The organism is Nitrospira calida (genome assembly GCF_976986435.1).
The window spans coordinates 1,671,422-1,686,040 of record NZ_OZ335950.1 but is presented as its reverse complement, the minus strand read 5'-3'; the positions used below and the strand labels follow the sequence as shown (position 1 = coordinate 1,686,040).

13 protein-coding genes are annotated in these 14,619 nt (G+C 60.1%); 3 read left to right on the top strand and 10 right to left on the bottom strand.

Annotated features, from left to right (window positions below):
* Positions 1–156: 156 nt before the first annotated feature.
* The 8 genes from ACWHTU_RS08400 to ACWHTU_RS08365 form a co-directional block, all read right to left on the bottom strand.
* Positions 157–837, bottom strand: coding sequence for a septal ring lytic transglycosylase RlpA family protein (locus ACWHTU_RS08400; protein WP_447863074.1), 681 nt, complete (start codon positions 835–837; stop codon positions 157–159).
* Position 838: 1 nt separating this feature from the next.
* A complete protein-coding gene (locus tag ACWHTU_RS08395) occupies positions 839–1,249 on the bottom strand; it encodes a hypothetical protein (RefSeq protein ID WP_447863073.1) in 411 nt (136 codons plus the stop codon).
* A gap of 97 nt (positions 1,250–1,346) precedes the next feature.
* The gene (locus tag ACWHTU_RS08390; RefSeq protein ID WP_447863072.1) at positions 1,347–1,622 is read right to left on the bottom strand and encodes a cupin domain-containing protein; all 276 of its coding nucleotides are present in this window, start codon (positions 1,620–1,622) and stop codon (positions 1,347–1,349) included.
* Between the two features lie 549 nt (positions 1,623–2,171).
* Positions 2,172–2,561, bottom strand: coding sequence for a hypothetical protein (locus ACWHTU_RS08385; protein ID WP_447863071.1), 390 nt, complete (start codon positions 2,559–2,561; stop codon positions 2,172–2,174).
* 15 nt (positions 2,562–2,576) lie between these two features.
* Entirely contained in the window at positions 2,577–3,056 is a 480-nt protein-coding gene (locus ACWHTU_RS08380; RefSeq protein ID WP_447863070.1) for a DNA methyltransferase, read from the bottom strand.
* A 516-nt stretch (positions 3,057–3,572) separates the two neighbouring features.
* A complete protein-coding gene (locus tag ACWHTU_RS08375) occupies positions 3,573–3,980 on the bottom strand; it encodes a hypothetical protein (RefSeq protein ID WP_447863069.1) in 408 nt (135 codons plus the stop codon).
* Positions 3,981–4,002: 22 nt separating this feature from the next.
* Entirely contained in the window at positions 4,003–8,661 is a 4,659-nt protein-coding gene (locus tag ACWHTU_RS08370; RefSeq protein ID WP_447863068.1) for an adenosylcobalamin-dependent ribonucleoside-diphosphate reductase, read from the bottom strand.
* Positions 8,662–8,990: 329 nt separating this feature from the next.
* Positions 8,991–9,362, bottom strand: a complete 372-nt coding sequence (locus ACWHTU_RS08365) for a hypothetical protein (RefSeq protein ID WP_447863067.1) — start codon at positions 9,360–9,362, stop codon at positions 8,991–8,993.
* A gap of 174 nt (positions 9,363–9,536) precedes the next feature.
* On the opposite strand from ACWHTU_RS08365, the gene ACWHTU_RS08360 reads away from it, so the two are divergent.
* Positions 9,537–9,830, top strand: a complete 294-nt coding sequence (locus tag ACWHTU_RS08360) for a hypothetical protein (protein WP_447863066.1) — start codon at positions 9,537–9,539, stop codon at positions 9,828–9,830.
* Positions 9,831–9,833: 3 nt separating this feature from the next.
* On the opposite strand, the gene ACWHTU_RS08355 is transcribed toward ACWHTU_RS08360, so the two are convergent.
* Both ACWHTU_RS08355 and ACWHTU_RS08350 read right to left on the bottom strand, forming a co-directional pair.
* Positions 9,834–11,114 (bottom strand): AmpG family muropeptide MFS transporter, encoded by a 1,281-nt coding sequence (locus ACWHTU_RS08355; RefSeq protein WP_447863065.1) that lies wholly within the window; start codon positions 11,112–11,114, stop codon positions 9,834–9,836.
* 184 nt (positions 11,115–11,298) lie between these two features.
* Complete coding sequence (locus ACWHTU_RS08350) at positions 11,299–11,706, bottom strand: hypothetical protein (protein WP_447863064.1); 408 nt, start codon at positions 11,704–11,706, stop codon at positions 11,299–11,301.
* Positions 11,707–11,858: 152 nt separating this feature from the next.
* Between ACWHTU_RS08350 and mtaB the strand changes: the two genes are divergently transcribed.
* Positions 11,859–13,223 (top strand): tRNA (N(6)-L-threonylcarbamoyladenosine(37)-C(2))-methylthiotransferase MtaB, encoded by a 1,365-nt coding sequence (gene mtaB / locus ACWHTU_RS08345; RefSeq protein WP_447863063.1) that lies wholly within the window; start codon positions 11,859–11,861, stop codon positions 13,221–13,223.
* The gene (gene miaB / locus ACWHTU_RS08340) at positions 13,220–14,575 is read left to right on the top strand and encodes a tRNA (N6-isopentenyl adenosine(37)-C2)-methylthiotransferase MiaB (RefSeq protein WP_447863062.1); all 1,356 of its coding nucleotides are present in this window, start codon (positions 13,220–13,222) and stop codon (positions 14,573–14,575) included. The genes mtaB and miaB overlap by 4 nt, the downstream gene beginning before the upstream one ends.
* Positions 14,576–14,619 lie beyond the last annotated feature (44 nt).

Sequence of the window (14,619 nt, the reverse complement as noted above, 5' to 3'; positions counted from 1 at the left end):
CGGGCCGCCGTCATCCATCGCGCTGTACTTTTACCACAGGCCGAGCGGCCCATCAAGCGTTGTAGCAATTCCTGAAGGGAAATCAACGGGTTTGCCAAGCTTACCCCGGAGCTGATTCTACCCCTCCGGAACCTGAGGGGGCAAAGGAGGCGCGGGTTAGGTATCGTCTCTCACAACGAAGGGAGTGACGTCCAGCAGGCTTCCCAGTCGCTCGGCGGCCGCCTCGGCCTGGGTCTCGCTCGTAAACTGTCCCACTTGGACGCGGTAGCGTTTGCCTTCCGGCAGCTCGACCGTCACGATCCGGCTATCCGGATAGCGCCCCTTCAAGCGATCGATCAGCGCCCGTGCGTTCGCCGGGTCGGCGAATGAGCCGACCTGGACACGGAGGAACCCCATGCCGCCCGGTCTGCCCTCATAGCCGATGACGCGTAGCTCGACCTCGTCCGTTCCGGAACCGGTCATCCCGAGCGCCCTCGCCCCGGCATAGGAGAGGTCGAGCATGCGGCCCCTTGCGAACGGCCCCCGGTCGTTGATCCGCACGGTCACCTGCCGGCCCGTCGTCAGCGAACGGACGACCGCCACGGAGCCCAGCGGCAAGGTCCGGTGCGCCGCCGTCAACTGGTGCATGTCAAACCGTTCCCCGTTGGCCGTGTGGTTCCCATGAAAGCCCGGCCCATACCAGGACGCGGTCCCGCGCTCGACATAGCCGATGGGATAACCGGGAGGGTACGTACGAGGGGATGGAGCGCCGGCGCAGCCCGATAGCGTCCAGACGGTCAGCAGGAAGGGAACAAAAACGGCAAATCGCGCAAGAGGCGTGTGGGGGCCTGCTCGCATCTCAGAATTCGTCGAGGGACTTATCGCGCAGAACGTCCAGAGCCTTTTGGGTATTCGAAACAGTCAACACCACAATGGCTCGCTTGCCCTCGCGGGACGGCGTGCAATAGCCGCATTTGATGTTGATTTTGGCCTTGTTCAGCAGATCGGCGACTTCCTTCAAGGCGCCGGGTTTGTTCTCCAGACTCAAGACTAGCGCCACTTCTTCCCGAAAGCGGATCTTTGCCGCCCGCAAGGCCGCCCGCGCTCCCTCTAAATCCGCCACTAACAACCGAAGATTCCCGGTGCCCGTGACTTCCGGAGCCGAGAAGGCCTTGATGTTGACCCCGGCGCTGCCCAAGACCGAAGCCACCTGCGCGAGCACCCCCGGCTTGCTGCGCTCACTGATCACCAACTGCGTCGTCGTCGGCATGCTTTCCCTCGATAGACGGGATATAGGGATATCGGGGTATCGGGCTACTTGACTCCTGTACAGCCAGTGCCCTGTTCTACATTACCCCACTACCCTTTTACCCCTTATTCTTGTATCCGTACAACCACCGCGCGGTGGTCCCGCCTACGTTCCGGACAGAATGTACCACATTGGCGGGGATCAAGACTTCCTCCCCAGGCTTGGGCCTGAACGTCCGCCCCTCCATCTCCAGCTCCAACTCCCCCTCAACCACCATCAGGAGTTCATCTACGGAATGAACATAATCCTCCCACACCTGCCCCGGCGGATCAACCCACAGGTCGCAGGAGAAGCCGCGGGACTGCCAGAGTTGCTCAACCTTTTTACAGTCCATCAAGCCCGCTGCCGTTGAATGACACAGGCCTCTGTCCGCTTGATCACTCATCAATACCGATACGATACACCAAGAACACCTCCCGATGGACTTTATCCTTCCTATATTCCTTCTCTGCTGCCAAAGCCAGTCTTTGGACCGACGCGAACGCCGAAGCTGGAGAAATCTCTTTTCGCAAGACCTCGCGCCCATACGGTTCGCTTTCCAAGACGACTTGCCAGACGCCACGCCAGCGGGGCGCACGCGGTGATCTCCTTTTCATAGGTTCACCCCCTCAACACTCGCAAACAGCCCCAACCGGCACCCGCTAACCATCGACAGCCGTCACCTAGCTCGTGTGATTGGCCAACGTAGGTCGGCCGTGCTGGAGAACGATCCTCGGAGCACAATAGACGAGGCATCCCTTAAGCCGGTTCGCCGGGTTTTTCACTCCGAAGGTATGTGTTCTTCCGCCCTGACCTTCCCCTGCCCGACTCCCTTCATACTTCCAATCATTGCGTTGAAGAAATGCGACATCAACCCGCCAGATCAAAACCTCCCGCCCCCGCTTCATCCGCCGGTAGGATCCACTGCATATCGCCACATGATGTACCATCCTGGATGATTATAGTGCGACTGAATCGCCCAAGGACGTGTACTGCCTTTTGACTCCAGGGCATGCTCCGGCGGTGGATTTAACTTACCATTGAGTGAAAGATCCGGAAACCTTTGCTGGGCAATATCCGGATGCTTATGTTTCTTGTACGGACTAAATGCATTCAATGCCCGCACGCCAAGGATACCGATCAGGCCGCTGAAGACGTTGCTCTGTTCGAAATACACATCGACAAACTCCTTCGCTTCCTTTTCGATGTAGTCGATCGCATTGCGAATGTGGGCGATGGTCAAGTTCGGAGGGAGTGAGACCGATCGGTCGAATCCGTCGTCGTCGAAAGACACCGGCTCAACAGTCCCCTAGATGAACGGAAGTGGGACCACGTCGCTCTCCATCCGGATGCTGGGCATGTGGCCGTTTCGATTCACGGGAAAGACCGCAAGCTTCGGAATAGCTTGCGCAGCCATTCGGTAATAGGTCGGATCGATCTCCAGGCCGATGCTTTCGTAGCCGACCGAGAGCGCAGCCGCGATGGTCGAGCCGCCGCCCATAAAGGGATCGAGCACCACTCCAACGCCCAGCGGCAGAGCCGCCCGCACGATTTGCCGCATAAACGCCTGCGGCTTCAATGACGGATGGCCCGCAATCGCCCGCTCATCGGGCCTGGTCGGAGCAGACGCAATCACATCCGCAAAGGGCAGGTCTTTGGAAGGACGCCTGAGCCCGCCCGTCTTGTATTTCCTGAGATTATCCTGAACCCGGCCTGCAGGGTTTCCGAAAAAGCCCCCAGGGCTCCCAGCACGATCGCGGCATGACGGTGACTTCTGAGAACTCTTCATGCGCATTTTTCGGTCTATCCCCGCCGCGCAATGTCTGAACAAGCCGGATGATCTCGCCACGTTTCTCGAAACCCGCTTCGATGAGCGGCAGATACACCAAATGCGAAAGCAGCGGGTTGGTGGCGATAAAGACATGTCCGCCGGGAACCAGAATCCGAAACGCTTTTTGGGCGAACGCCGAAAAAACGCTCTCAGGCGTTCTCGATCTGCATCGGTCAGGACGGTGAAGCGAGGGAGCGGATTCCGCTCGCAGCCGTCGAACGAAGGAGGGATACGCCAGACGCCTCCCTTCCTCCTTCGTAGCTTTTGGGTCTGCTCCGGAGTGTATTCTTTCAACCCATAAGGAGGATCGGTCACGATCGCATGAACGGAGTTTTCGGGACCGCGTTCCATCCATTCAAGGCAATCAACACAGGCAATGCTGTACGGCACTCCGCCGATGCAGCCGGATACCCCGTGCCGCCCATGGTTCGTCGCTTCTAGAAGAGCATTCATGAAGGTTGCCTCAAGGACTTCTTACAGCAACTGCAACACCCCGTTCACAAAAGCGTACTCGTAAATGCCGTTGAAGGCGACCTCGGCGGCCGACGCCGCTTTTTGAGCGATGTTCTTCTGGCCGCGAGGGACGAACAGATAGAACGGCACCCTTAATTCCGCGCCTCGCTTCCACCTGCTCGTCGCGGTCGATTCGGACAGCGACTCTTCCGTTTCGACTTCGGCGATCCATTGGATGCTATTGCCCCGCGGGCTCACCATCCAGCCCATGATGTCCGCCTTCTGATCCACCCAGGCCCACCGATTCTGTTCCAGACACGTATTGATGGTGACGCGACCCTGAAAAGCCTTTGCCCAGCGTTGCGCCAAGGAGCTGACGATCTGATCGTGAACGCTCCCGATCGCGGGCACGCGGAGAATCGTGCTCATAGCGTCCTCCTTTTCCACCGCTTCATGAGCAGCCGCTCGTGGCGCCGCAGTTCACGCACTTGAGGCAGGTGCCATTCCGCACCATGGTGAACTGCTTGCACTCGGGGCAGGGATCGCCCTCATAGCCTTTCAGCCGCGCCGTGTTGCGAATCGCCGTGACAGTGAGCGATTCGCGCGTGATCTCCACCTGGCGCGCCACAGCATGCCCGTTCCCTTGACCGTTCCCCCTGGCACCACTTCCTGGATCATGCCGGGAGGGAAACTTGTCCGCGATGATGGAGGCCGATTGAAGCGCTTGGATGTCCGCCTCCTCGTCGGTGCACTCCGGGTCCTGGTCGTCCTTCTTCACCGAATCCATCCGCAAGTCCTCCGGCTGCACCTGTGCCAGGTCGTAGCGATCCAGATAGGTCACGGCCAGTTCGCGGAAGATGTAGTCGATGATCGACGTGGCCATCTTGATCCGGTCGTTGAGCTTGACCGGTCCGTTCGGCTCAAACCGGGTGAACACGAAGGCTTCGACGAACTCTTCCAGCGGCACGCCGTGTTGCAGCCCCAGCGAGATCGCGATCGCGAAACAGTTCATCAGGCTCCGGAAGGCCGCCCCCTCCTTGTGCATGTCGAGGAAGATCTCGCCCAGCGTCCCGTCTTCATATTCTCCGGTCCGCAGATAGATCTTGTGGCCTCCGACAATCGCCTTTTGCGTATAGCCGTTCCGCCTCGCTGGCAACGGCCGCCGCTTCGCCAGGTACCGGTAGCGCACCAGCACCCGCTCGGTGATTTTCTCGGCGGCGCTCAGTACGTCGGCGCTCGGCTCGACGGCTTTCCCGCTGTCCGAGGATGCGTTCAGCGGCTGGCTCAGCTTGGACCCGTCGCGGTAGAGCGCGACGGCCTTCACCATGCTCCTCCACGCCAGCAGGTACGCGGCCTTCACGTCCTCCACCGTGGCATCCGCCGGCATGTTGATCGTCTTGCTGATCCCGCCGCTGATGAAGGGTTGCGCGGCCGCCATCATGCGAATGTGGGCCTCGATTGGAATATAGCGTTGCCCGATCCGGCCGCAGCGGTTGGCGCAATCGAACACCGGCAAGTGCTCCGCCTTGAGATGTGGCGCGCCTTCCACGGTCATGGTGCCGCAGCAATAGTCGTTGGCCGCAGCGACTTCTTCCTGCGTGAAACCCAGCGCCTTGAGCATGTTGAAGGTGGGCTCGTTCAGTTGCTCCTCCGTGAAGCCCAGCTTCTCGCGACAGAACTCCTCGCCCAGCACGAACTTGTTGAAGGCGAACTGAATCTCGAAGGCCTGTTTGAGCGAGTGTTCCAGCCGTTCCAGCGCCGCGTCGTCGAATCCCTTCTCCTTCAACGTCTCGTGATTGATGAACGGCGCGCCCTTGAGCGTCTGCCGCCCGATGCAGTAATGGACGATGTCCTGGATCTGCGCCTCGGTATAGCCGAGGGTCCTCAGCGCCGGCGGCAAGCTCTGGTTGATGATCTTGAAGTAGCCGCCTCCCGCCAGTTTCTTGAACTTGACCAGCGCGAAATCCGGCTCGATGCCGGTGGTATCGCAATCCATGACCAACCCGATCGTGCCGGTCGGCGCGATACACGTCACCTGGGCGTTGCGGAAGCCATAGGCCGTCCCCAGCTCCAGGGCCCGATCCCATGCCCGCCTGGCCGCCAGCAACAAGTCCGGCGGGCAATGCTCCGGCTGGATGCCCATCGGCTTGATCGTCAGCCCTTCGTATTCTTCTGGCGGCGCATTGTAGGCCGCGCGGCGGTGGTTTCGGATCACGCGCAGCATGTGGTCGCGATTCTTCGCGTAACCGGGGAAAGGCCCCAGTTCGGCCGCCATCTCGGCCGAAGTACCGTAGGCCTCGCCGGTCATGATAGCCGTAATGGCACCGCAGATCGCCAGAGCCTGCGGCGAATCGTACGGAATGCCTTGCCGCATCAGGATCGTGCCCAGGTTGGCATACCCCAACCCCAACGTCCGGAACGTATAGCTCTTCTCCGCGATCGCGCGACTGGGAAATGAAGCCATTAATACGCTGACTTCCAGCACGATGGTCCAGAGGCGCACGGCGTGGCGAAAGCTGTCCAGATCGAACCGGCCGTCCGGCGTGAAGAATTCGGCCAGATTGATCGACGCCAAGTTGCACGCCGTGTCGTCGAGGAAGAGATACTCCGAGCATGGATTCGACGCGTTGATGCGTCCGTCTTCAGGGCAGGTGTGCCACTCGTTGATCGTCGTGTCGTACTGCGTGCCGGGATCGGCACAGGTCCAGGCGGCCCAGGCGATCTTGTCCCACAGCTCCCTGGCCTTGACGACCTTGCAGACCTTGCCGTCCGTTCTCCGCTTAAGCGGCCAGTCCCCATCTTTTTCCAGCGCTTCAAAGAACTCGTTCGGGATACGAACGCTGTTGTTGGAGTTCTGCCCCGACACAGTCTGATAGGCCTTGCCGTCCCAATTCGTGTCGTACTCGTGAAAGACGAAATGCGTGAAGCCCTGACGAGCATAGGCGAACATGCGCTGAATGTAGGCTTCCGGCACGTGGTCGCGCCGCGCCGCCTGGATAGCCTCCTGGAGCGCAGGATTCTTCTTGGGATCGATCTCCACTTTCATCTGACCGTCGGCGCTGACCATATGACAGGCCTTCAACACCGCATTCAATCGTTGCGCGCATATTTTTGAGCCGGCGACCATGGCGGCCACTTTCTGCTCTTCGATCACCTTCCAGTCGATGAACTCCTCGACATCCGGATGGTCCAAATCCAGACAGACCATCTTGGCCGCCCGCCTGGTCGTCCCGCCCGATTTGATTGCGCCGGCGGCCCGGTCCCCGATCTTCAGAAACGACATCAGCCCCGACGACCGGCCGCCACCGGACAGCGGTTCTCCGTCGCCGCGCAGCTTGGAGAAATTCGTTCCCGTTCCGCTTCCATATTTAAACAGCCGCGCCTCGCGGACCCACAGGTCCATGATGCCGTTCTCGTTGACCAGATCATCCTCGATGGACTGGATAAAACAGTTGTGCACCACGACGTTGTTGGAGAGGTACTGCCCGCTCTCGGTCTGAATGTCGAAGACCGGCTGCATCCCCATCGCCTCGATCCGGACAATCACTTCCTCCCGTAATGCCGGCAACGCCTTGCCCGGAAACCGATCGGAGCAGGCCGCCTCGAGCTTTTCACGCTTGTCTTCCGAGATGAACCCGATCAGTTCCCTGAAGCGAGTCCGCGCTTCCGCATAGCCGATCGAGACAAAATAGGGCGTCCTCCGATTTTCCCGGTTCTCGACGCCTCGCTGCACCCGCGCATAGACGCCCAGATTCAGCAACAGGGCCTGGACACCGAGGGCTAGCGGAAGAGAGGTCGTGGTCAGAACGACATCGGCGGCCCGGGAGGCGCGAGATCGGAGACGGACCGTCCCATTCACCTGGAACAAAGCCGAGAGATAGGCGGATTGCGCTTGCACGCCCGCAGACCAGATTGCCCCCGGCACGGACCACTCTTCGCTTTCCCGCAGCAGTTCGTATTTCTCGACGAATGGTCGGAGCGTTTCGCCGTCCAGCCGAATGCGGCGGACGTCGAGCCCCGAGGTGTTCGTGTCCACGGACCGCACGTGAAAGTGCACGCTTTCAAAGACTCGCTGCACCCGCTCCAAGACGAAATGGAATTCGCTCTTGTCGATCGTCATGAATTCGAGCGTCAGGCTGCGATTGGCCCCCCGCTCGCACTGGCCGACGAAGCCGTCTCCCTGCAGCCATCCGACCAAGGCGGCCTCATCCACCGCCCGCGGCTCCGACTGCTTGGTCACCGCCGTCCCGGTCGCCAGCATGAGCCGCATACCTGGAGCCAGATTGTCCACCCGGCGCCAGACGCCGACTGAACGCCGCACCTCGAGCGCATAGACGAGATGATCGCCTGTCGCCTCGATGCAGACACCGTTCTTGAGCACGATCTTGAAGACAGGCTTCTCGCCGTTTGCCTTGACGGCGACCACCTTTGTCGTCCCCGAGGCCTTGCCCCCGACGGAGCGGCGGCCGTCGAACACTTCCAGTCCGATCAAGCCCTTCGTCACAATGTCCCCGATCGGCACGGGCCCTTGAGGCGTCGAGACCAAAGCATGGTAGGGTTGGCACGCATGGGGTTGCGGGTGTTCAAACGCATTCGTAGCCTTGACCACTTCACGGGTCTTGGGATCGACGTAGTAGTGGCCTTGAGCCGGGCCGGTCAGGCCGTAAGCGTAATGCAGCCCCGTGTTGAACCACTGAGGTGAATTGGGTGCCGCCATCTGGCGCGCGAGCATGTAGCAGAGTTCATCGTGAAAAGCGGCGGCGTCTTCGGCCGACTTGAAGTAGCCGTAGTTCTTTCCCCAGTACGTCCAGCATCCCGCCAGCCGCTCGAAGACCTGGCGCGCATCGCGCTCGCCGCCGAGGACCGCTTTCCCATCCGGCCCGGCCAGCACCTTCCCGTCCGGTCCGACCTGAGGCACACCAGCTTTCCGGAAATACTTCTGTGCCAGAATGTCGACGGCCAATTGAGACCAATGCTCCGGAACCTGAATGTTGTCCAACTTGAAAACGATGGACCCGTCGGGATTGCGGATCTCCGACGAACGCTTCACGAACTTCATTCCCTCGTACGGGCTCTGTCCGCTCCGCGTGAATTTCCGTTCGATTCTCACAGTGTCCCTCCCTGGAATGAACTAGAATCCCTGACCCGGAACTTTTGCTTCTAGGAATGCCACCCGATAGACCTGCTGTTCAATCGCGAAAGCCAGCCAGAATGATGCGCGGCAGCAGAATGCTCGACAGGGGCTGCTATATATAGCGAGTCTTTTATTTTGTCAACACAGTATATTGTGGATTGGACAGAAGAACCTGGGGATAACGGAATCGACCGACCAGTGCAGGGGAAAACACGGTTTGTTGGGGAGGTTATCCACAAACGGGGAGATCAAAACAGAGGAGGATCCCGACCGATCGTTGGAGATGCACACGAGAAAATCGGGATTCAGAACACGGTACGGCCGAATTTCAGCGTGGCTTCTTCAACGCCCTTGATCGGGACAAACCAACCTCCAATACCCAGCACCACGATCCGAACGTCCCACATCCGCGTCTCGAACAGGCTCAGCAGTCCCCAATTTCGTCTGACGGTGTGCGGACGGACAACGCCCTCGACCAGTCGTTTCCCCTGTCTCCTAAAGATAGAGCGGATGAGATTCTGTTCTCCGCTCGGCACGGCCCGATCCATGTGCTCGAGAGCCTGGGAAAGTTTCGCCTCAATGAACAGGAGGTAGTCGTCGGTGGTGGGATTCGTTGCCGCCAACGTGACGCAGACGGCCAAGACGAGGGTCAGAAGGGCCAGCGCGAGATTATTCATCCGGTTTCGGGCTCATCGGCTGAAGGAATTGGGGCAACCATGCCGTTCGCGGAAGACCGCCCTTGCATCCGTTGACAATTGACCATACGGTGATTAGCCTAGCTCGCCGTCATGCCGCCGCGCGAACCGTTAGTGGACCGCGAGTCAACTCAACAGAGATGAGGAGGACATCATATGTATGTCTGGAGCAAACGTCTCGTCGCCGGCCTGTTGGGCGCGTTTCTCATTCTCCTGGGGGTTTTTTTATTCCACGGCACACCCGACGCCGCGAGCGGGCTTAAAATCCACACGACACGCTGGATCACAATGAACTACGCGGGACTCGTGATCTGGGTCTTCGTATGGATGATCGACCAGGCTCGGGTACGGGGACAAAACGTCTGGCTGTGGTTCGTTCCGTTTCTGTTCGCGCCGCTTCCGGTGCTCATGCTCTACGTGCTTTTCCTGCAACGTCGATTGAAAGCATGAGGTTCATTCAACTGCGGGAGAGGCCGGCGCAAGCCCCGTAGCCCGCTTGGATTCCGGCGGCCGGTGATTGTCCAGTGAGCCTCGCAATCTCCACAACAGCACGAGCCCCGGCAGCGCGACCAGAAACGTGACGAAAAAAAACTGCCCCCAGCCCACGGTTTCCACCAACTCCGCCGCCGGCCGACCGAGCAACACGCGACCAAGCGCTTCCAGGGAAGAGAGCAAGGCGAACTGGGTGGCAGTATACCGGTGGTCACAGAGAGACATCACGAAGGCCACGAAGGCGGAGGTTCCCATTCCGCCGGAAAAATTTTCGAACACGACCGCCGCGACCATCACGGGATAGTTCTTCCCTGCCCAAGCCAGCGCCATGAACGAAAGGTTCGACACGGCCTGCAGCACGCCGAAGGCCAGCAAGGCGCGGAAGAGGCCCATGCGCGCCATGGCCACACCCCCGACCAGCGCGCCGAGCAATGTCGCGGCGATCCCCACGCCCCTCATCAGGCCGACATCGGTGGCCGTGAACCCGATCCCTCCGATCAGGAACGCCGTCGAGAGGGTCGCCGCGAACGCATCGCCCGCTTTATATAAAACGATCAACAGCAGGAAGCCGACCGCCTCCGGACGGGAGAAGAATTCGGTGATCGGACCCCAAACCGCTTCCATAAGGCTTTGCGGCGGCTTTCCCGGATCCGCCGGCTCCGGGCTGAGCAGGATCGTCACCACCCCGGCCGCCATCAGCCCGGCCATCAACCAATAGGTGCGTTGCCAGCCGATCGAATCCGCAAGGACCAGCGCGACCGCGCCGGCGACGACCAGCGCCAGCCGGTATCCATTCACCCAGACCGCCGCGCCCAGGCCCCGCTCCTGCGGCTGGAGCACGTCGGTCCTATAGGCATCAAAGACGATATCGAGAGAGGCCGACAGAAAGGCTACGGCGAGGGCCAGAATGCCGAGCATCCAGGGACGATCGCCCGGCCCGGTCGCCGCCATGGCGGTCAGCCCGGCCGCAACGGCAAGTTGCGTGGCGACCATCCAGCCGCGCCGGCGGCCCAGCCACGGCGGGACGAAACGATCCATCAGCGGCGCCCAAAGAAATTTCACCGTGTACGGCAGCCCGACGAGGGTGAAAATGCCGACGGTCCGCAAATCGACTCCCGCGATGGTCAGCCAGGCCTGGAGCGTTCCAGAGGTGAGCGCCAAGGGTAAGCCGGAAGCGAATCCCAGCGGCAGCATGAAGGCGACACGACGGTTGGCGAACGATACCCACTGACGTTGAGACATTGTTCAGCCGCAGGGATCTGAAAAAGAGTGACTCAGAGGCAGCATAGCACGATCCGTCGCCCGGCGAGAGCAGATTCGCCAAAACGGGGAACACTTCGAGCACCCTGAGGAACCGGATCGACTCGACGAAGAAGAAGCCGACGCTTCCAGCCAAGCCGGCGGAAAGGGTATGCTCCCGCTCAGTTCAGCAGGGCTGGCCGTTGAAGAGACAGGGTTTGTAGCGCGTGATGTCGAAATCGACGTTTTCTTGGTACACGAGTTCGTTTCCGTTCACGCCATCGCGCTGAGGGTCGTTCCACATCGTGTGGTTCCACCAATAAAACAGAGGATAGCTCTCGGTGTAGTAAACCGGATTGCCATAGTTGCTGCGTGCGTATTCTTCCACCAGACGTCCGGTGACGTAATCGACGACGCCGTTGCCTTGTAACGAGTACAGGACGAGGAACAGACGGGCCTCGTGATCATACAGCTCATCGATTCGCGTATTGAAATCCGGTTCAGCCGGCAGGGCCTCACGGGTCCATCCGGCCTGAGCCGGCAGAAGCACTGCGAGGAGAAGCAGAGCGATGAAGGCGAGCCGCAAGGTGGCCATAGGTCATCCTCCCGCGTTGTTACAGGAGCGCGACTAAAAATTGTGGAAATCCTACCACGAGCCTCCCGCATGTTCAACACGGAACCCTTGAGCTCCCGGGCGAAGCTTTATGGCTTGCCGCTATACCGCGGCTTCCCTATAATGACGCCGCCATGAGCACGTCTCGACCGCGCGCCACCCTGCACACGCTCGGCTGCCGGCTCAACCAGGCGGAGACCGCTCTGTTGGCCGACCGGTTACGCCGCGACGGCTACGAATTGGTTGAGTTCGGCCGGCCAACCGATCTGCTCGTGCTCAATACCTGCTCCATCACGGAAAATGCGGAAAAAGATTGTCGCTATGCCGTGCGGAGAACCCTGCGCCATTCGCCCCACGCCTTCGTGGCCGTGACCGGTTGCTACGCGCAAACCGGCATGTCGATTTTGCGCAACCTGCCGGGGATCGACCTGATCGTCGGGACCCAATTCAAGATGCTTCTGCCGGACTACCTGCCGGCGCCGGCTGCATTGAAAAAACGACCGGCTCCCCAGGTGTTCCACACGAAAACCATCGGGCGCGAGGACTTCCTGTTGCCCGGCGCCGGCGAGTGCGGCACTGTTCGGGCGCCTCTGAAAATCCAGGACGGCTGCAATTTCATGTGCAGCTTCTGTCTCATTCCGTTTGCACGGGGACGGGAGCGGAGCCGCCAAGCCGACGACGCCCTTCGCGAAGCCAAAGAGCTGGTCGCTAAAGGCCACCGTGAAGTGGTGCTCACCGGGGTGAACATCGGACGGTACGAGCAGGGCGGGCGCGGATTGATCGACCTGATCCGCCGGTTGGAAGGTATCGCTGGTCTCGAGCGGATCCGTATTTCGTCGATCGAGCCGACGACGATCCCGGACGAGTTGCTCGACTATATGGCTTCATCTTCCAAGCTTTGCCGCTATCTCCACGTTCCGCTTCAGAGCGGCGACGACAGCATCCTAAAAGCTATGAACCGACGCTACACGGTCCTCGACTATGTGCGCTTGATCGAAAAAGCGGTCAAGCTGGTTCCCGATGTGGGGCTGGGCACGGACCTTCTGGTCGGGTTCCCCGGCGAAGGCGAGAAGGAATTCGCGAACACCCTGCGGGTCGCGGAAGAGCTGCCCTTCTCCTACTTCCATGTCTTTAGCTTTTCTAAGCGTCCCGGAACAGCCGCGGCTCGCCTCGTCAATCAGGTAAGCCCGGCGGCGATCAAGGCGCGGACCCGGATCCTCTCAGAACTTTCCCGAGCTAAACGCTTGGCTTTTTACCAGCGGCAGATCGGCCGGCCGGTCGAGGTGCTGTTTGAAACCAAACAGGACGACGGACTGTGGACCGGCCTGACGAGGAACTTTACGAAAGTCGGGGTCTTCTCGGATGCCGACCTCACCAACCGCCTCAGAAACGTGGTCATCACCGGCGTAATGGACAGCCTCGCGGTCGGACACCTCGAACCCTCGACGGGAGCTCTTTCGCAGCCACGGCTCCGGGAGCTCCACGTGGTCGCTTCATGACGAACCCGGCGTCCGCCAAAACCGTGCACATCGAAACGTTCGGCTGTCAAATGAACGAATACGACAGCGAACTGATCCGAGCGATCCTACGGAAAGAAGGCTTCGCCTTCACCGAGGATAAGGAACGGGCTGACATCGTCTTGATGAACACCTGTGCCGTCCGGGAGAACGCCCACAACCGGGTCTATGGGCACCTCGCCGAGCTAAAAGCTATCAAGAAGCAGCGTCCGCTCATCGTCGGCGTGCTGGGTTGCATGGCGCAAAATCTGAAGAAAGAACTGACCGAAACCGAGCCAATCGTGGACGTGCTGGTCGGGCCGGACGCCTATCGACAACTCCCCAACCTGCTCAACCGGGCAATCGAATCGCAAGAGCAGGGATTCCTGCAGAAAGTAATCGCGGTCGACCTGTCGGAATACGAAACCTACGAAGACATCCTGCCGGAACGCGCTGAAGGCGTGAACGCGTGGATCGCGATCATGCGGGGATGCGACAACTTCTGCACGTTCTGCGTGGTGCCGTACACCAGAGGGCGCGAACGGTCGCGCGATCCACAGGGCGTGATTCGAGAGGCCGAACAGTTGATCGCGCAGGGGTTCAAACAGATCACGCTGCTCGGGCAAAACGTCAATTCCTACCGGTTCGGAGACTGGGACTTCGCGCGGCTGATCACCGCCGTGGCCAACCTCCCCGGAATAGAGCGGGTTCGCTTCACGTCGCCCCATCCGAAGGATTTTCCGCCAGCTTTGCTGGATGCGGTGGCTGGACATCCGAAGATCTGCAAGCACATCCATTTACCCCTGCAATCTGGCAACGACCGCATCCTGGACTTGATGAACCGCACCTACACGCGACGGGAATACCTGGCACTGGTCGAGGAGATCAGGCGTCGCAATCCGGAGATCGCCTTGACGACGGACATCATCTGCGGATTCTGCTCGGAAACGGAAGACGAGTTTCTGGACACCTACCGCACCGTCGAAGCGGTTGGGTATCATTCCGCCTTCATCTTCAAGTATTCCGAACGCAAGAATACGATCGCCGCCCGCAAATACCGCGACGACGTGCCGGACGCGGTCAAGGCCGACCGGGTCGCGCGGCTGGTCGACCTCCAGAAAAGGATGTCGCTTCGGAAAAACCGAGAATTGCTCGGCCGGACGGTGGAGGTCCTGGTCGAAGGCGACGCCAAACGGTCGCCCAGTCAATGGATGGGACGGACCGACGGGAATATCACCGTTGTCTGGGAGAAAGACGGCCTCGAGACCAAGCCGGGAGACCTGGTGCCGATCCTCATTCAGGATGCCTCCGCCACCACGTTGTTCGGCCAGCCGGTCATACGGGGCGGATTCTGAAGAAGTAGATCCGTCTGAATCTGTCTTCACCCTCCTCCCGTCTT